This window comes from Devosia sp. 919 (genome assembly GCF_013185965.1).
Lineage (GTDB): Bacteria > Pseudomonadota > Alphaproteobacteria > Rhizobiales > Devosiaceae > Devosia.
Genome location: NZ_JABAOL010000001.1, coordinates 1,136,190 through 1,153,664, shown reverse-complemented (window position 1 = coordinate 1,153,664; position 17,475 = coordinate 1,136,190). Strand labels below are relative to the sequence as shown.

Genomic DNA, 17,475 nt, shown 5'->3' with positions numbered 1-17,475 from the left:
ATCATCATCTGGCGCAGGGCCAAGCAAAGTTAGAAAAGCAAGACGCCAAACCTTCCCCATCTGGTTCCACAATGTTGGGGCAATTGTTGGTCCGTAGGGTGATGATGTTCAACAGCAAGGAACATCCGAGATGAAGTATTCTCCTCCCCGCTATCTTCATAAATGCCTAACACCCAGAGCGAACTTGCTCCACGCTCAGTTCGCTAGCTGATCATTGCTGGCCATCCCGGACAGGCCTTCACTCCCATCGTGGAACAGATTGGCCCAAAGCTGACCCAGTTGACGTATGGGCAGCGCTACTCGCGTCCAGGCATGGCGATCCCCAAAGGAACCAGCTTCTGCGGCGCTGGCGCAAATAAGTTCTGCGTCCGTCAGCCTGCATCCCAGGTCCCGGCCACCCTCGCTGGGCCTCGAGGCTCGGCAAAGAACGCCATCCGTTCACCCGAAAGCCTCCTCGAGACCAACTCACCTTCCGACCCACCTTTCAGCAAACACCAACAACAATCGAGACATATCATGACTGATCTTTCCACCGCCAAGTCCCAGGCCCCCGCCCCCAGCGATTGGCTGCGGAGTTATTACTTCACCCGCGCAGCAGTTTCGATCGGCTGGATCGCGGCGGCACTGATCATTGGCCGAAGCAACGCTGCCGTGGCTGCCATTTTGCTTGTCGCCTACCCGGCATGGGATGCCCTGGCGAACTATCTCGATGCACAAAAAAATGGCGGCCTCGGATCCAATCTGAGCCAGACCCTGAACCTCGCCGTTGGCGTATTTACGGCCGCTGCTGTTGCATTTGCCTTGGGCATGAGCATGAACACTGTGCTCGTTGTCTTCGGGATTTGGGCAGCGCTTTCAGGGGTGTTCCAACTCGTTACCGCTGCTCGGCGGTGGAGAACGGCAGGGGCCCAGTGGGTGATGATCCTGAGCGGCGCGCAGTCTGCACTGGCAGGCGTGGCCTTCGTCGTCATGGCGCGTGCTGACACCCCGCCGGACATCACTGCAATTGTTCCCTATTCTGCGTTTGGCGCCTTCTACTTCCTGCTCTCAGCCATATGGCTGACGATCCAGAGCACTCGTGGGCACGCAGCAGTACCCAACTGAACCGTGCATCGGGGCGGCGATCAGCCGCCCCTTGAACGCATATGAGCAGGGGTGCCGGCCTAGGCGCTGATAGGTTCAGCGCTGGCGGCCTGGCCTTTGTTCTGTTGCTGTCATCAAAGCGGGGATGCAAGCTGGCGTGTCCTGATCACACCAAGCGGCTAGATCAGACTTAGGAATGTGCTGCAGGGCTTTGTGCGTGCGCGCCATGCCGCATTGCATGTCGGATGGATTCGCCGAGGCTGTCCAGAAAATCCCGGAAATGCTGGAGAGCGCAGCGCAACGCGCATGGACGCTGAAGGCATTGCCCTCATGGCAAAACCCTCATTGAACTGCTGTAACCGAACAAGAAATAGTGGTGCCCGGGACCGGAATCGAACCAGTGACACGCGGATTTTCAATCCGCTGCTCTACCAACTGAGCTACCCGGGCAGTGGCGGGGTGAACCGCCTTGGCTGAAGCCGAGGGCCTTATAGGAGATCGGTTTTGCCGGTGCAAGAGCCAAAGCAGCGTGTGGAAAACCAAATCGTGTCTTGGGCTTAGAACTCGTCGTCTTCCTCGCTGCCGTCGGGCACGCCAGCGCCCCCTTCCCCATCGCCAATGGGCTCGGCCGGGATGGCGTAAGCGCCGGTAAACCAGCGGTTGAGATCCACGTCGGCGCAGCGCGCCGAGCAGAAGGGGCGGAATTTTTCCACCGGCGGCTTGCCGCAGATGGGACAGGGCTTGGTTGTGGGTAACCGGGCCATCACACGCCTGAATGGCTGGATTTGTTGAGCCAGTTGAAGTGCACGGGATAGCCCTCGCCGGCCAGCAGCGCGGCGGTCTCCGTCAGGGGCAGCCCGACAACCCCGGAATAGGAGCCCGAGAGCTTAATCACGAAAGCCCCGGCAATGCCCTGGATGGCGTAGCCGCCGGCCTTGCCCTGCCATTCGGCACTGGCGAGATAGGCCTCCATTTCGCGCACCGACAGGCGCTTGAAGCGCAGGCGCGTTTCCACGATACGCTGGCGCTTGGCCCCGCCGGGGGTGAGCACGGTGATCGCGGTGAAGACGCGATGCGAGCGGCCCGACAAGAGGCTGAGGCAATTGGCAGCCTCTTCCATGGTTTCGGCCTTGGGCAGGACGCGCCGGCCCACCGCCACCACCGTATCGGCGGCCAGCACCAAGGCTTCGCCGCCAAAGCCGGCCGTGCGGGCCTTGTGCTGGGCAGTCAGTGCCTTGAGATCAGCCAAACGGGCTGCCAGCTTGCGCGGCAACTCGGCCTTCTCGGGGGTTTCATCGACATGGGTGGGCACCAGGTGCTCAGGCTCGATGCCGATCTGATTGAGCAGAGCCAAACGCCGGGGCGAGGCAGATGCCAGAATGAGTTCCGGACGGGTGGCCATCAAATGGCCTTACCGGAAGCGGAAAGTCAGGCGGCCTTTGGTGAGGTCATAAGGGGTCATTTCACACAACACCTTGTCCCCGGTGAGCACGCGAATGCGGTTCTTGCGCATACGACCCGAAGTGTGCGCAATGATCTCGTGATCGTTTTCCAACTTGACCCGGAAGGTCGCGTTGGGAAGCAGCTCTACTACGGTGCCTTGAAACTCAAGGACTTCTTCTTTCGCCATGAAAACTCCTGAAAAGAAACCCAGCGGGCAGGTTCTGCCGGCCGGGGTCCTGAAATTGCGCGCAACCTAACGGAATTCAAGGGACTTGTGAACCACCGGAAACCAGTGGCTCCAATTGCTCGCGCACGCGCCGGCGCAGGCTGTCGCGAAGCTCGCGATAGGCCCCAAGAACTGTCTCGCGATTGCCTTCCACACTGGAGGGATCAGCCAGGGGCCAATGTTGGACCTCATTGGCCTCAAGGCCCTTGCGCTCCACGGCCCCGGGGGCGTCATCCGAAAGGGTGACAACGAGGTCGAAGCGGTTGGCGACGAGTTCATCCAGGATATGGGGGGTGTGCACCGACATATCAATGCCGATTTCGGCCATGACCTCATGGACGAACTGGTCGGCCACCCCGCCATTCACCCCCACCGAGCGGGCGAGCAGGCGCCCGGGGAACAGCTGGCGCGCGAGCGCGGCGGCAATCGGTGAGCGTACCGAGTTCATCGAGCATACGAACAAAACGCTCGGCAGCTCGCTTTTGCGCTGGTCGATCCGGCTGGCATAGGGCTGCACGGCGCAAACCAGGGTGAACAAGCGCCGCGCGGTGGGCAGATCGATAATGAGCTTGTTGGCAAGGCGCGTGCGCAGCAGCTCAGCCGCCTCGTCATGCATGCCCCGGCGGGCCATGTCGACGGTCTCGATCTGGAACGGCTGGGCCGAGCGGATCGCCTCGTAATAGCTGTCGCGAATGCGGAAATAATCGCGAATCAGGCTGCGGAACGGGGTCAGTGACAGGTAATGGGCCGCAATGGGCTGGAAGGTTTCGGGATGGCGCACATCGAGCACAATGTAATTGCCGATGATCGACATATGCAGCGCAAAGGGGCCAACAGCATCCACCCGGGCGGGGCGGAAGCTGTTGTCTTCCAAGAGGTCATAGATGGCAATGCGCCATTCATGCACCTCGTCGGGATTGATCGAGGTGATGGTGTTGGGATCGAGCGTGACCGTCACGAGGCGGTCCGTTTCCGCGCTTGCCGATCGTAGCTCCATCGAAATGCTCAACGGTTTAGCCGAATAGCGATGGAGCGCCCGTGTCCTTCGAGTGCTTCCACATTGGCAATGGTGATGGCGGGCTCAGCAAGCGCCGCGAGCGAACCCGGCGTGCAGCCCAGGATCGAGGTGCGCTTCATGAAGTCGAGCACGCCCAGGCCCGAGGCAAAGCGCGCCGAGCGGGCGGTGGGCAGCACATGGTTGGAGCCCCCGACATAATCGCCGATAGCCTCGGGTGTATGATGGCCCAGGAACAGCGCGCCGGCATGGTGGATGCGGGGCACCAGCGCCTGCGGATCGTCGACGGCCAGTTCCACATGCTCGGAAGCGATGCGGTTGGCCAGTTCCACGGCTTCGCCGAGCGAACGCACGACGATAATGGCGCCAAATTCGTCCCAGCCTTCACGCGCCAGACCCTCTTTGGGCAGCAAGGAAAGCTGGCGATCCACTTCGCTCGCAACCGCGTCGGCCAGGTCCGGCTCGGTGGTGACGAGAATGGATTGGGCACCGCCGCCATGCTCGGCCTGGGCAATAAGATCGGCCGCTATCCAAGCGGGATTGGCGGAGCCGTCGGCGATCACCAGCACTTCGGACGGGCCGGCGATCATGTCGATGCCGACCTGCCCGAAAACCTGGCGCTTGGCCGCCGCGACATAGGCATTGCCGGGACCCACGACCTTGTCGACCCGGGCGATGGTTGCCGTGCCATAGGCCAAAGCGGCCACCGCCTGGGCACCGCCAACACGATAAATCTCGGACACCCCGGCAATGCGCGCTGCCGCCAGAATGGAGGGGCTCAGCTGCCCGTTGGGCGTGGGCACCACCATGGCGATGCGCTCGACGCCCGCCACCCGCGCCGGTACGGCGTTCATCAGCACCGAGGAAGGATAGGAGGCCAGGCCACCCGGCACATAGATGCCCACGGCGTCTACGGCCGTCCAGCGGCTGCCGAGCGTTACGCCCAACGCGTCGGTATAGACATGATCCTGCGGCAACTGCTTTTCGTGATGCGAGCGAATGCGGTCATGGGCGGTTTGCAGCGCCGCCACCACATCGGCGCTCACCCGGGCCGCGGCAGCGTCTATTTCTTCGGGGGTGAAGCGCAGGGTCTGGGCGGTTACGCCCGCCTTGTCGAAGCGATTGGTCAGCTCCACCACGGCCGCATCGCCTGAAGTGCGCACATCGCGAATGATGCCGGCAACAACATCGCCCACCTCGACCGAGGCTTCGCGCTTCCCACCGAGCAGGGCGGCAAATTGCGCTTCAAAATCGGATTGGGCAGTGTTTAGGCGAAGGGGCATCAGGCGGCCTTATGGTTACTCGAGACTGTGGGCTGGCTTGGCAGCGGCCGCCCAGGCGGCGCCGAGATCAGCCAGCCGGGCCTCAAGGCACTCCACCGTCAGTCGCACCGTGCCACCGCCGGCAAAGCTGAGTTCGACAATGCCAGCGGGATCGTCGGTAACCGAAAAGGTAACCGCGAGCAATTCCAGGACGCCATCGCGCGCATTGGGATCAAAACCGGCAATCGCCACATGGCTGACCCTATCGAAGTGCAGGCCGGCCCGCTTGCGCAAGCCCTTGCCGCGGGCATCGGCACTTTCCCAATCGAAGCGGTTCATCAGCAGGGCGAAGCGGCGATCGGCGCGGGCATAGCCCATGTCGCTGACCCGCACCACGGCATCCTGCACATGGGCGGAAATCACTTCCAGATCTTCGCTATCAAGCGCGAGGAGCTTCAGATCGGTCATGGGGCAAGCCTTGTATGGGTGGGAATACGCCTATCTGGGCACCCTTTAGCTGATCTACAAGCTTGCCCCCTCGCGGGCAATGTCACCACCCTCAGAAAAGCTGTGCTGGCCCGGAGCATTGCCTGGGCGCGGCAGAGCTCTTGCGTCACGTTATTGTCACAAATACAAATCGACTATGACTCAAACACTGCTCCGCCCTCCCGAGCTGACCGCCGCAGATTACCGGGAGCAGTTTCCCGACATCACGGTTGGGCTGAACTGGGAGCGATTCGCCGCCGAACGCTGGCCCATTGAGCGTCGGACTTTGACCAATCGCCAGGAACTGCTCGGCTTTCATACATTTTTCCGCAAGAGCCTCGGGCGGATCATGCCGCATTTCCTGCACTGGCTCGCCTCGCAGCAGATGCGGATGGGCGATGTGGTGGAGAACTTCGCCCGCATACCGGCCGAGCACCGGGCGAGCGTCGAGTATTTCGTGGCGCAGTGGGCAAGCAGCCCGGGGCCACTCCAGCTTGAACTGCCGACCTACCGGTTCGCGCCAAGCGAGCACTTCATCCTCGACGGCAATCACCGCGCCACGGCGATTGCCCTATCTGGCAAGCCATTCCGGATCGAGCTCGTGAGCGTTGTTGGCCCGCGCGAGCGGGACGCCCTGGTGGATGTGGCCTCCTGCCGCTGAGGCACTTGCCAAGAAATGGGGCCGGTTCACACAGAACCGGCCCTCGTCATTAGCCTGCGATGCGCTCGATCTCGGCGCCGCAGCGGCTGAGCTTGTCTTCGAGGCGTTCGAAACCCCGGTCCAGATGGTAAATGCGGTTCACCACCGTTTCCCCGCGCGCAGCGAGCCCGGCAATCACCAGCGACACCGAAGCGCGCAGATCGGTCGCCATGACCTGGGCACCCTTGAGCTGGGATTTGCCGGTGATGGTCGCCACCTGCCCATCAACATGGATATCGGCGCCAAAGCGGGCGAGCTCGGCCACATGCATGTAGCGATTTTCAAAGATGGTTTCGCGGATCTTGGATACGCCGGTGGACATGGTCATCAGCGCCATGAACTGGGCCTGCAGATCGGTCGGAAAACCCGGGAAAGGATCGGTTTCCACATCCACGGGCTGAATGCCGTTGCCGTTGCGGCGCACGCGAATGCCCTTGTCCTCGATGATGATTTCCGAGCCGGTCTGGCCCAGAATGCCCAAGGCTGACTGCAGGTGCTCGGCGCGCGCGCCGCGCAGCAGCACATCGCCGCCCGTCATTGCGGCGGCCATGGCAAAGGTGCCGGTTTCGATGCGGTCGGGAATCACATCCACGGTGGCGCCATGGAGCTTGTCGACGCCGACCACGGTCAGCGTACGGGTGCCGATGCCGGTGATGTCAGCGCCCATGGCGACGAGGCACTCGGCGACATTGGTGATCTCGGGTTCCTGGGCGGCATTTTCGATCACCGTCGTGCCCTTGGCGAGTGTGGCTGCCATCAGGATGGTGTGGGTGGCGCCAACCGAAACCTTGGGAAAAACGATATGCGCACCGCGTAGGCCACCCTTGGGGGCGCGGGCGACCACATAGCCGTCGTCGATATCGATGCTGGCGCCAAGCTGCTTGAGCCCGAACAGGAACAAATCCACCGGGCGCGTGCCGATCGCGCAGCCGCCGGGCAGTGAAACCCGCGCTTCGTGGCAGCGAGCCAGCAAGGGGCCGATCACCCAGAAGCTGGCGCGCATCTTGCTGACGAGGTCGTAGGGGGCCGTGGTGTCGACGATATCTGCCGCGAGGAACGTCATGCGCTGGCCAACAGCGTCTTCCTCGCCGCGGCGGCGGCCATGCACGGCAATATCGACGCCGTGATTCTCGAGAATACGCTCGAGCTGCTTGACGTCGGCCAGGCGCGGCACATTTTGCAGCACCAGCGGCTCATCGGTCAGCAGCGAGGCGATCATCAGCGGCAAGGCGGCGTTTTTCGCGCCCGAGATGGGGATTTCGCCCCGCAGTTCATTGCCGCCGACCAGACGAATGCGATCCATTTGGGAGAAATCCTGGGTGTGGGGCGCAAACCCCGGGAAGCGAGCGTGGTGCCTGCCCGGGCCTCGAAGCGAGAGCCTGTGGGCCGGCACCGGTGGAAACAGGCAAGATAGTTCGCCTGAAAATGGTTTACGGATCCTTGACCGGCGGTGTTGCCGGCGCAGAAGGGGGCGCCTGCATGTCCGCATCGGCCCGAGCCTTGGCCTGACCTTTGCGGCGCTTGAGATTCTCACGCAGCTTTGCGGCCAATCTTTGCTCACGTTGGAGGGCTTGGGTGGATTTGGTCATGGTGATCAACACGAGTGAAGCTTGCCTATAAAAGCTTTTTAGCCTTGCGTCGAGCCAAGGCCTATGGCAGTAGAGCCGCGGTCGCCGGGCACTGCCCCGCAACCACCCAATGCTGCCGTAGCTCAGTGGTAGAGCACCCCCTTGGTAAGGGGGAGGCCGACAGTTCAATCCTGTCCGGCAGCACCATTCCATCCCTTTGACATCATTAAGACTCTTGATTTTTCAGGGGTACCGTCCATTTTGACGTTACAAATCACGTTACAAAATGGACCTCTTCTTGCCTCGAAAAATCCCCTTCCTGCTGTTCCGAGACGGTCGATATTATGCCCGTCGCATCGTTCCACCGCAGCTTCGACGGTACGTCGGCACGAACGAACTCAGAGAACCCTTGGGGGCGGACAGACGCGTGGCGATCGAAAAATTGCCCACCGCCTTGGTAAAAATCAACGGGAAGCTCGATCACGCCAGACGCACGCTTGAGGTCCAACAAGGCACTGATGCAGCTCGTGCTGCTGCTAGAGCGGCGCCCATGACAGCTTCAGAATTGGCCCGCGTACATTACAACGATCAGTTGGCCTTGGACGAGGTGTTGCGAGACTCTGGTTCACCCTGGGCCGCGATCTCCATCGACGACGCTTATGTTGCGAATCTTCGCGCCGCTTCGGCCGGCTCCCTCCAGGATCGAGACGTTGAGGAGTTACTCGGCGGCTTCTTGAAGCGTTATTCCTTGCGCGGCAATCTGGACGCACCACGCGGAACTCCGAAATGGCGTCAGGTTGCGCGAGCAATCGCAGAGGCGGAGCTACAGGTCCTCACTCGCATGTATGAACGCGATGAGGGCGTTCCCGTGAACGAAATCCTCCACCCTACTCACTTGGCTCCGGTGGTGGAGGAGGTGACCAAGGAACCTTATGTTGAGCCGCTGTCGCTTCGGCAGCTGCTGGAACAGCATCTGAAGCATCTAGAAGCTAATGGTGGGGGCGCCTCTGCCCGGAAAGCTTGGAGCCGCGTATTCGACGATCTCCTGCAGTTTCTGGCGGCCTCACGGGGGCTAAAGGGGTCAGCTATACGGCAGGCGGACGATGCGCGCTTGTTGACGGCCGAGGAGGTGATCGCTTGGCGGGATGCCAGGCTGGAAACACTCAGTCCAAAGACCGTGAAAGACGTGTGGCTCGCCTCATTGAAGGCGGTGTTGTCCGATGCCGTTGCTGACCGGTTGCTTGAAACGAACGTTGCCAAAGGCATCAGGGTTAAGATGTACGCGCAGCCCGTTTTGCGCGAAAAGGGCTTCACCGACGCTGAGGCGCTTGCGATCCTCCGACGATGCCGTTCGTATCAGCCAGCCACTCGCGACAACCCAGCAAACCGCGAGTCGGAATACGTGACCGCCGCTAAGCGATGGGGTCCGTGGTTGTGCGCTTTTACAGGAGCGCGAGTCACCGAAGTTCTGCAACTCCGAAAGTCAGATATTTATAGCGCGGGTGACGTTAGGTATGTTCGCATCACCCCGGAGGCAGGCTCCGTAAAGGGCAAGAAGTACCGGGATGTGCCGCTGCATCAGCAACTTGAGGAAATAGGCTTTCTCGAGTTTGTTGAGCAATCTGTAGAGGGTCCACTGTTCCACCCCCCTAATCCTGATCCCAAAAAGTTCCCTGCGCAGGCAGTCGCCGCTCGCGTCGGCAAGTGGCTGCGAGCGGAGAACCTTATCCCCGAAGGTGTGCAGCCTAACCATGGATGGCGACACCGGTTCAAGACCCTTGCACGAGAAGCTGGCCTGGATCCGCATGTTGTTGACAGCATCCAAGGCCACACCGGAAGAACCGCTTCAGACGGATATGGGGACGTAACACTGCGGGCGAAAAAGAGCGCGATCGGTAAGCTACATAGCTACGACATCTAGGGTGCAAAACCGGAGTGTAGCGTTCGGTGGCGGCGAGACATCAAGAACTACGCTGCATTTCGAGTACGCGTGACCTCTATCAGCTCGCCGCTGGTGACGAACACGATAAGCCCCTTTGCTGCGCCGGTAACCTCAAGGTATCGGCGTACTTGCTTCCTGTAGTGTTCCGCGGTTTCAGGGCTCGGTTTAACGTCACTTTTCCAATCGATGGCAACAAGTGGACGTCCGTTTTGGTCAACGACGAGTGCATCGATTGTCCCGGCCGTCGCAGTTTCCACGCCGTCCGTCGTTTCCATCGCGAAAACCGGAAACTCAGGGACGAGCATCGGCCGCACGCTCGCAATTTCCGGCAACAACAAGGTAGACAAGATCACCCTTGCGATCTCCCCAGCGCAGAGACCCAGAGATGGATCCGAAACCGACTGAGCGCCGAGATCGGCGATGAGGTGCTCAGCCCGCGCTTCCAACTCGTTTAAGCCATCCAGCGTCTCACCGGTTAGGACCTCCTCAAGAAGCTTGTGGATGATCAGACCGCGCTCCCGTCCACCTTGGATCTTTGTGCTCGGTTTGGAAGGCGGCAGAGCGCCCTCCCCGTCAGGCGCGAACACTGCTGCTAGGCCCTCCAGTGGTTCCGAGGCTGCGCTCGGCCCCTCACCGCGACTGGGCGCCAGCCATTCCAGGCGGGTTGTCGCAGACACGATGGCCAGGGCTTCTGCGGCAAAGACCTCGCGGGATTGCAAACTGGGCGGGTCTATATCCTGAGCCGCTGATGCTCCGGTGCGTGCAGATAAGTCGATCGCCGGAAGCCGGTCCAGATCTAGGTCAATTAGCGCGTTCCAGGAATTGCTCCTGGCTGCCACGTTGTGCCTCGGCAGAACGAGAAGCTCGCGCGCACGTGTTGCGGCCACATACCAGAGCCGCGTCCGTTCGCGATTAAGTTCGGCCATTTCTGCATCGCAGGCGTCAGCGTACCCGGCGGGTTCCACACCCAGTACCGGTAGATAGAGGCGCTGTTCCTCGCGATTGACGATCGCCCCAGAGGTGGCCATGACCTTCGTCATGGTATTGATCGGCACCACGATGGGCCACTCCAACCCTTTGGAAGCATGGATCGTGTAAAGAGACACGGCTTCCTCCTGCGCATCCGGGCGTCCTTCGGCCGCTGCCGTTTTCCCCTCCCACGCAGCAGTCATAGCTTCTGCGAACGCCTTCAGGCCTCTGGAGCCATAGGGCGCAGCCAAACTGAGATAAAGATCAACATTAGCGAGAGCTCTATCTGCCTGCCCACGATGCCGCTGAAGCAGTAGTGGCCGAACCCGCAGCGAGTCGATGGCTTCCGAAATCAACTGGTGCGGCGTGGTGCTGTTGATGCGCTTCCGTAAAGACTGAAGTCGCTCAAAGATATCGCGTGCCAGCGGATCCGCGACAAAGGAAGGATCAAAGTTGATGTTCAGACGCGGGATTGCCTCAGGGTAGTCAGAATTCTTCGGCTGCGACCAGACAAGGTCGAGCAGTTGCTCCTCTGTGAGCCCTACAAGTGGTCCCCTCAGCAATGCGCCAAGCGCGAGGGTATCTCGACCGTCGGCCAGCACCCGGGTAATGCTGATAAGATCCTGGATTTCCTGCCGACGATAAAAGCCCTTTCCGGCCTGGGTTGCAACCGGAACACCGCGTCGCTCCAATGCCTCTTCGTAGCGCCAAAGATCGGTTCCGGTGGGAGCAAGGAGGGCAATATCGCCAGGCCTGCAGATACGAGGAATTCCGGCTTTATGGTCCGCGACGTCGTAGCTGCCGATCAGTCTCGCGCACATTTCTGCTACCGTATCGGCTTCGCAGTCCCGCTGATGCTCCGAGCTGGCCTTTCCGTCAGCTCCGGCGCAGGCGACTTCAAGGGCGGCTACGCACAGTCCGCTGATCGGATCAGGATGGAAGGCGTCTAGCGCCGTGAATCCTGGCTGCCCATCAGCCGACATGTGAGGTTCGAAGCGGGTGTTTACATAAGACAAGATGCCTGCGCACGAACGGAAATTCGTTGATATGGACAGCAGGTTTTCGGGCTCCTGCAGCCTGATCGCTTCTCTGGCCCGAAGGTAAGCAGACACGTCCGCGCCCCGAAACCTGTAAATTGCCTGCTTGGGGTCCCCGACGAGGAATAGTGCTCCAGGCCTCAACTTGAACGAGGTCCATGCGTCTGGGTCCTGAGCTTGCACAGGATCTCCGCACAACCTCCAGAAAATTTCGGTTTGTAAGGGATCAGTGTCCTGAAACTCGTCCACTAGAATGTGGCGATACCGCTCGCTCAGCGCCGTTCGGACCTCTGGGCAATCCCTGATCAAGTCTCTTGCCGAGAAAATCAAATCGTCGAAATCAAGAAGAGCAGCAGAATGCTTGTACTCGCGAAAGCGGTCGCATACAGGCTGGATCTCGATCAGGAGTTCCGCAAGAACTCTGCCCGCAGCGGTGCGCACCATCTGTGTCCATGCTGAGCAGCAGGCCAAGTGCAACTCTTCCGCCTTGTTGTTCAGGTCATCGCCGTCACCCTTTGACAAGCCCGCAGCTTTCGCAGCAGCTCCCCATTTTCCCTTTTTTCTATAAGCCCGAAAGCTCCCGTCGTTCTTGCACAATTGTGGATGAGCGACCGAAACAAGGAGCCGCACGGTTGCAGCGGGCCCGTCACTTTCCATTGCGAAGTCCAGGCCGTCCGCCATGTCTGACATGCGTGCTGCCAGTTCTATGCTCTCTTCCTCTTGAGCTGCCGATTCCCCCAAGAACTTGCCGTAAGCAGCGACTGCATCACGAAATGCTCTGGCCAGCGGCCTGAGTGCAGACGACGCAGGCGAAGAAAGAACGCGGTGACGGCGTAGCTGCGCCGCAACATCCCGCACAAGCTGAACGGCGCTGGCGGGGTTTTGAAAGACGAGCTCGGCGACAAAGCACTCGCTTTCGTCTTCGAGCGTCTCTCTAAGCCACTGATCAAGGATGTCATCAAACGCGAGCTCTGCCTGACCGGGATCCATCAGGGATGCTCCCGGATCGATCTTTGCCTCCACAGGATACGGCTTGATGAGCCGCTGACAGAAACCATGGATGGTTGAGCAAGTAATCTCGTCTATGGATGCTGCTGCTTCCTCTAAATGCGTACGCTGCTCAATGGAGATTGGATTGGGAATTGCCAGGCGGAGCTCTCGCGGTATCGCTTGACCGTCGAGAAGTTCGTCAACGAAATCACGAACGCGCGCCAGTAATTCGCTGGCGGCCAGTTCGGTAAAGGTCACGGCTGCGATAGAGTTAGGCGGAGCTCCGTCCAGAAGAAGTAGAACGATCCGGCCAGCCATGATGGCCGTCTTCCCGGAGCCGGCGCCAGCCTCAACCATGATGGAGCGGTCGTGAGCGGTCATGGCTGTAAGGCGCGCTGCCTCATCCGCCAGGATCTTTACGGCAACGGTCATCAGTTGGCCTCCCAAACGAGCGCGGCATCGCCTAGTGCCTGTCGAGACGCTTCGGCCTTGCGCTTGCAGTATCCGTTCGCTGCGTTTGCTGGCAGCGCGAAGCTGAAGTCATCATAGTCCCCGCCTGCATCGGGTCCGACTGTCGCGACCCCCGAAAGCAGGTTAGCCCAAGCCGCCGCGAGATGCTCTGAAAGAGCCTGCAGTACCGCATCAGGCTCCTCAAGAAGTCTTGCTTCTGCCTCTCGCGGGTAAAGCAATGAGGCCTCAACCTCGACGTGATCCCCCAGCATGGCGCGCACTGCGTATGCATAAAGACAGCGCTGAAGCTCTCTGCCACCGTTCAGGGACACTGGCTCGCTGGGCATCCTTCCTGTCTTGTAATCACGCACTCGCGCTTGGTTCTTGTTTCCAGACAGGTCCAGTCGATCGATGTACCCGGATATCTTGAAGTCCGTTCCAGCGATTTCGACTGGCAATGACGCATCCCAGGGCAGAGGACCATCCGATCTCGGGAGCTGCCCACCGAAAGGCACTTCTGTGAAGGATATTTGTCCGGGATATGTTGCGTCGGAATGCTGGAGTGCACTCCACGCAATATTGCGAATCTCCCCCAGGCTGCGCTGCCAAATTACACGGGGAGGTACCGCCTGTTCTGCCTCCCACCTCTCAGCCACAGTGCTTACCGCCGCATCGACCGCACCGGCCGCCATCTCACTGCTGGCGCTGGCAAGCCCCCCGAGGCGTTCCAGTGTACGAATGGCTTGATCAAGCGTGTCATGCACAAGAGTACCCAAGGCATTTGCATCGAGCACTAGGGCCTCATCACCGCCCCTTGGTGCTCTTAAGCCGAGCCCGTAATGCCATGAAAATGCAAGTGGCCCCCGGAGTAGTTTGCTGAGCGAACTAGCGGACTGAACTCTGGACAACGCAGCAAACAGGGTCGGGTGCTGCGGTCGAACAATCCCGTCGTGGCCTGTTAGCTCTCGACTGTGCCAATTGTGCCAACATGCCCTCGCTGATGCGGCTTGGGAGCCAGCGGCAAATTCGTCGGGTCTGGCGAAAAGCCGATCCGTCTCACTCATGGCATGAGCAGGTCGCTGGTTACGCCTGAGGTAGATCTCACTGCCGATGCCGCGAAGTAGAGGGCTTTTGCCAAGCATTCGCCCTTCGCCGTCTCGCCGGGCGCGCGACAACACAACTTCCGTTCTAGTTGTCCGTAGGATCGTTTGAAAATCGCGCCGGTCCGCCAAAGTGACCGGCAGGGGATCCAGTTCGCCAGCAGGAACGATGTGATCGGCCAACAGCCGATCTTCTGATATTCTGCGTGGCCACGCCGTAGAAGTGAGGCCGAGAAGGCGAACGAAGGGGCGCGGTGAGGCTGCCAACGCGGAGGCTGGCATCCACGCGACCGACACGCATGCTTCGCACGTGTCGACCTGCCTGAGAGCGTCGATTGTAAGGTCGATTGCGGTTGCGTTTCCTGTCAGCATTGCGGTCTGCCAGATCTGCAAGGCCCCGGAGGAAAGCACTGCACTGCCGACCTCAGCGGCCTTGGCCGTCCCGGCGAAAAGCGTCTCTATCAGGCCCTTTAAGCGTGGCGAATGGTCAATACCGTCCGGCCAGTCTGCTGGCGTCAACCGCCTGAACAGTCTTTCCCAGGATTCCCGTGAAGACAGTGGCGCCTCAGGCGGCAAGACCCTTTGCCACCCATCGGGAAGGCCTCTGAAAGGTCCTGCATCCCTCCCGAGAAGAGTCGCAAGTCGCTTGAGTCGCGTCTGAGATAAGCCGTGGACAAGGATATCTGCTAAAGCCGCAGCAGCTTGGCCTTCGCGTGTACTGACTACCCGTACACCGTGGACAAAGTGAAGGTCGATATTGGTATCGCGGCGCAGCGCCAAAAATTCATCGTCATATGCAGCCGGAGCGGTAGCGGCGATCGCTATGTCGTGAGGTTTGGCTTGACCACTTGCGATCAGCCTGCGTGCCCACCGGAAAGCTTCCACGGCTTCGTGATAGCCAGTGGATGCGCTTACAACGCATATCGAAGGGTTCTCCGGCGGTGAGCGCACGATCTGGACGGCAGAATTATTCAGCCATGAGGGGGCTAACCGCGGGCCAGCGTGCCACCTAACAGGAACTTTCTCAGCTAACGCGAGCAGCAAAGGACGCCAGCATGGCGAAAGCTCGCTAATACCAACAATTTCAACTTCCCCGAAGAGAGCCGGAGCGTGCACCATTCGGCTTTGCGCGAGGGCGACTAGGTCTTGTGGTCGCCTCATTGACTGGGGAAGTCGTTGCAGGACGGCGGCCTCAAGATTTGCAAGAGCCGCAATGCGAGGGTGATCCAAACCACGTTGCGACAGGTCAATTCCGGCTCGCCATGCTTTGTGCAGTGTATCTGCAGCAGCACCGACCATCCCAGGAAGAAGTTTCAAGGTCTCAAGCTCACCGACATTCGTCTGTGGCAGGACCTCCTGAAGGGCACCTCGAAGCGTTTCCCCGTCAACTGCCAGGCTGAAGCCACCAGCTAGCCGTGCCACTAGGTGCTCAAATGGCATCACCTGAACTCCGTGGCGACCTCCTCGGGCTGCGTCGAGACGGATTTCTCTGGCTGCCAATCGGCCATAGGCAATGTATGTAAGCCGCTTCATTTCTACCCTTTAGATCTGCCGAAAAATGGAAGTAGAGAATTGCCGGCGGTTTTCCCACTCCAGTAAAGCTGCACCGGCAACATTACTGCATCACGCCAGTGATCAGCAGTTTATCAAGAAAGAACTACTAGCAACAAATAACTCACCCTACTAGCGCACGCCATCCTCAAGCTCAGATTATTCCCACAGTGTCCAAGGGCATAGATTCGGCAGCAGTGGGAAAATCCTTCGACTTTCGCCGACAACAGCGAAAGCTTGCCGTTGACTACTGCATCGCGCTCGTCCGAGCTCAACTGCAAGCGAAGCGTGCGTGAACTTCGATCTGTGCGACCCGGTTCTTCCAGGCCATAGAGGCTGACAAACGGCTGCCGATTCTCTCGGTCACTTGAATTTTTCCACGAGCTTCAACTTGTTCGCGCTCGGTTTTCCATAACTGACCAGCCGCACGTCGAGGTCAAACCGGGCCGCCAAATGCAACGACCGGTTAATCGCCGCGTCGATCCAATCCTCGGCGTTTCCAAACGCACCCCCGCCTAGGAAGGTTAGAAATACAATATTGGAGGCACCACGCCGGGCATTCAGCACACCCGACCAGATCGTCGCCTCATAGGCGGCTTCAAGTACCAGCCGGGCGAAAGGCTCCCAGTGCGGTCCGCGAACCCGGTTGTAGGCGACAGGCAGCGCTGAACAGAAGGCTTGGGACACGAACTGCGGTTTGGAACCTTCGACGTCGGTAACCTCCACATCGGAGTGGACCCCGATGCAGAGCTTGGCACGCAGCTTGTCGAGTTCTGCTGTCGAGATGGTTCGCAGGTAGCCTGAGATAGCCTCCAGTCCAGGCTGCGTCACCAAAACGTAGCCGTTGCGCATCGTCCACAGAGCGTCGATCTGCATCCCAACAGCTTCGCTTAGGACGGCGCCAAGCTCTTGAATGGCGTCGATTTGCCGGCTTGCAGTTTGCCCACGGCTGCCCCCTACCGGCACAAAGTAATTGCGGAAGATGGTGGCGGCTCCGGCGGCCATCGCGCAGGCCGGGCCTTGGGTGCGGTCGAACTGGTACCTAGTAACGCCCTGTTCAGGGGTCACATCCGGTCCAACCATCTCTAAAAGGTTGAACTGGGAAGCAACCTGAAACAAGGCATCAGCATGGAGTGGATCGGAGTGCATGGCCCGAACGTCGCCAGTGACGACGCTCGCTTTGAGCTGACCGCGGGGCGGGCCTGCCAATTGCGCTCGGGTGCGCAGAGTGCCTAGAGATACAAGTTCTATCTCGCCAACCCCATAGCTCGCGTCATTCACGCGAGAATGCAATCTACGATCCGCGACGATCAGCTTGTCCTTGGTCTCTTCATATCCGGCTTCAGGGAAGCCGGTCAGCTTTTCAAACCAATCCATTAGTTCTTCCAGGTAAATCGAACACGATCAACAATCGACATTGTAAATTACGAGAAGGAACGGGAAAACACCACCATCCGGAACACGATGATGATTTTCTAGCCGCTTCATATAGTTGTTGGACTATCTGTACTTGCGTAATGCAAGAAGGCTGGGTGATATGGCCCTTTTATTTCTCCGAAGGGCTAAGATCGAGGCCGCCTTGGGTGCGATTACACCGAGGGATAATTTGATCCATTAAGTCGTTGCAGTGGCATGATTGCTTATGCGAATCAT

At 59.8% G+C, this 17,475-nt stretch carries 13 protein-coding genes, 2 tRNA genes and 1 pseudogene; 4 read left to right on the top strand and 12 right to left on the bottom strand.

Features of this window, described 5'->3' with window-relative positions; translation table 11 throughout:
• Nucleotides 1–516 precede the first annotated feature (516 nt).
• Nucleotides 517–1,104, top strand: coding sequence for a DUF308 domain-containing protein (locus HRQ64_RS05495; RefSeq protein ID WP_172122517.1), 588 nt, complete (start codon nucleotides 517–519; stop codon nucleotides 1,102–1,104).
• A gap of 353 nt (nucleotides 1,105–1,457) precedes the next feature.
• Here the strand turns inward: HRQ64_RS05495 and HRQ64_RS05490 are convergent.
• From HRQ64_RS05490 to HRQ64_RS05460, 8 genes and pseudogenes are all read right to left on the bottom strand, one after another.
• Nucleotides 1,458–1,533 (bottom strand) — tRNA-Phe (locus HRQ64_RS05490).
• A gap of 107 nt (nucleotides 1,534–1,640) precedes the next feature.
• On the bottom strand, nucleotides 1,641–1,847 hold the full coding sequence (yacG, locus tag HRQ64_RS05485) for a DNA gyrase inhibitor YacG (RefSeq protein ID WP_127752097.1): 207 nt from the start codon (nucleotides 1,845–1,847) through the stop codon (nucleotides 1,641–1,643).
• Entirely contained in the window at nucleotides 1,847–2,485 is a 639-nt protein-coding gene (locus HRQ64_RS05480) for a Maf family nucleotide pyrophosphatase (RefSeq protein ID WP_172122516.1), read from the bottom strand. Before HRQ64_RS05480 ends, yacG begins: the two co-directional genes overlap by 1 nt.
• 9 nt (nucleotides 2,486–2,494) lie before the next feature.
• Entirely contained in the window at nucleotides 2,495–2,713 is a 219-nt protein-coding gene (infA, locus tag HRQ64_RS05475; RefSeq protein ID WP_127752095.1) for a translation initiation factor IF-1, read from the bottom strand.
• A gap of 76 nt (nucleotides 2,714–2,789) precedes the next feature.
• Entirely contained in the window at nucleotides 2,790–3,269 is a 480-nt protein-coding gene (locus tag HRQ64_RS20085; protein ID WP_349236734.1) for an arsenate reductase ArsC, read from the bottom strand.
• A gap of 6 nt (nucleotides 3,270–3,275) precedes the next feature.
• Nucleotides 3,276–3,749, bottom strand: a pseudogene (locus HRQ64_RS20080) (UPF0262 family protein); the annotation flags it as partial.
• 8 nt (nucleotides 3,750–3,757) lie between these two features.
• The gene (gene hisD / locus HRQ64_RS05465) at nucleotides 3,758–5,050 is read right to left on the bottom strand and encodes a histidinol dehydrogenase (RefSeq protein WP_172122515.1); all 1,293 of its coding nucleotides are present in this window, start codon (nucleotides 5,048–5,050) and stop codon (nucleotides 3,758–3,760) included.
• Nucleotides 5,051–5,065: 15 nt separating this feature from the next.
• Nucleotides 5,066–5,497, bottom strand: a complete 432-nt coding sequence (locus HRQ64_RS05460; protein WP_172122514.1) for a DUF2948 family protein — start codon at nucleotides 5,495–5,497, stop codon at nucleotides 5,066–5,068.
• A gap of 175 nt (nucleotides 5,498–5,672) precedes the next feature.
• Between HRQ64_RS05460 and HRQ64_RS05455 the strand changes: the two genes are divergently transcribed.
• Nucleotides 5,673–6,176, top strand: a complete 504-nt coding sequence (locus HRQ64_RS05455) for a hypothetical protein (protein WP_172122513.1) — start codon at nucleotides 5,673–5,675, stop codon at nucleotides 6,174–6,176.
• Nucleotides 6,177–6,225: 49 nt separating this feature from the next.
• Here the strand turns inward: HRQ64_RS05455 and murA are convergent, their stop codons facing one another.
• Entirely contained in the window at nucleotides 6,226–7,518 is a 1,293-nt protein-coding gene (gene murA / locus HRQ64_RS05450; protein ID WP_172122512.1) for a UDP-N-acetylglucosamine 1-carboxyvinyltransferase, read from the bottom strand.
• Nucleotides 7,519–7,915: 397 nt separating this feature from the next.
• Here murA and HRQ64_RS05445 point away from each other — a divergent pair.
• Together HRQ64_RS05445 and HRQ64_RS05440 are read left to right on the top strand one after the other, a co-directional pair.
• Nucleotides 7,916–7,990, top strand: a tRNA-Thr gene (locus HRQ64_RS05445).
• Nucleotides 7,991–8,210: 220 nt separating this feature from the next.
• On the top strand, nucleotides 8,211–9,704 hold the full coding sequence (locus tag HRQ64_RS05440; RefSeq protein WP_172122511.1) for an integrase: 1,494 nt from the start codon (nucleotides 8,211–8,213) through the stop codon (nucleotides 9,702–9,704).
• Between the two features lie 47 nt (nucleotides 9,705–9,751).
• Here the strand turns inward: HRQ64_RS05440 and HRQ64_RS05435 are convergent, their stop codons facing one another.
• From HRQ64_RS05435 to HRQ64_RS05425, 3 genes are all read right to left on the bottom strand, one after another.
• On the bottom strand, nucleotides 9,752–13,153 hold the full coding sequence (locus tag HRQ64_RS05435) for a UvrD-helicase domain-containing protein (protein ID WP_172122510.1): 3,402 nt from the start codon (nucleotides 13,151–13,153) through the stop codon (nucleotides 9,752–9,754).
• Nucleotides 13,153–14,235, bottom strand: coding sequence for a PD-(D/E)XK nuclease family protein (locus tag HRQ64_RS20445; RefSeq protein ID WP_349236733.1), 1,083 nt, complete (start codon nucleotides 14,233–14,235; stop codon nucleotides 13,153–13,155). Before HRQ64_RS20445 ends, HRQ64_RS05435 begins: the two co-directional genes overlap by 1 nt.
• Nucleotides 14,236–16,185: 1,950 nt before the next feature.
• On the bottom strand, nucleotides 16,186–17,199 hold the full coding sequence (locus tag HRQ64_RS05425) for a hypothetical protein (protein ID WP_172122508.1): 1,014 nt from the start codon (nucleotides 17,197–17,199) through the stop codon (nucleotides 16,186–16,188).
• Nucleotides 17,200–17,475: the final 276 nt, after the last annotated feature.

Excerpts from the sequence above, each read along its gene's own strand:
- HRQ64_RS05495 (WP_172122517.1), top strand. The coding sequence starts at position 517 with ATGACTGATCTTTCCACCGCCAAGTCCCAGGCCCCCGCCCCCAGCGAT.
- yacG (WP_127752097.1), bottom strand. The coding sequence starts at position 1,847 with ATGGCCCGGTTACCCACAACCAAGCCCTGTCCCATCTGCGGCAAGCCG.
- HRQ64_RS05480 (WP_172122516.1), bottom strand. The coding sequence starts at position 2,485 with ATGGCCACCCGTCCGGAACTCATTCTGGCATCTGCCTCGCCCCGGCGT.
- infA (WP_127752095.1), bottom strand. The coding sequence starts at position 2,713 with ATGGCGAAAGAAGAAGTCCTTGAGTTTCAAGGCACCGTAGTAGAGCTG.
- hisD (WP_172122515.1), bottom strand. The coding sequence starts at position 5,050 with ATGCCCCTTCGCCTAAACACTGCCCAATCCGATTTTGAAGCGCAATTT.
- HRQ64_RS05460 (WP_172122514.1), bottom strand. The coding sequence starts at position 5,497 with ATGACCGATCTGAAGCTCCTCGCGCTTGATAGCGAAGATCTGGAAGTG.
- HRQ64_RS05455 (WP_172122513.1), top strand. The coding sequence starts at position 5,673 with ATGACTCAAACACTGCTCCGCCCTCCCGAGCTGACCGCCGCAGATTAC.
- murA (WP_172122512.1), bottom strand. The coding sequence starts at position 7,518 with ATGGATCGCATTCGTCTGGTCGGCGGCAATGAACTGCGGGGCGAAATC.
- HRQ64_RS05435 (WP_172122510.1), bottom strand. The coding sequence starts at position 13,153 with ATGACCGTTGCCGTAAAGATCCTGGCGGATGAGGCAGCGCGCCTTACA.
- HRQ64_RS20445 (WP_349236733.1), bottom strand. The coding sequence starts at position 14,235 with ATGAGTGAGACGGATCGGCTTTTCGCCAGACCCGACGAATTTGCCGCT.
- HRQ64_RS05425 (WP_172122508.1), bottom strand. The coding sequence starts at position 17,199 with ATGGATTGGTTTGAAAAGCTGACCGGCTTCCCTGAAGCCGGATATGAA.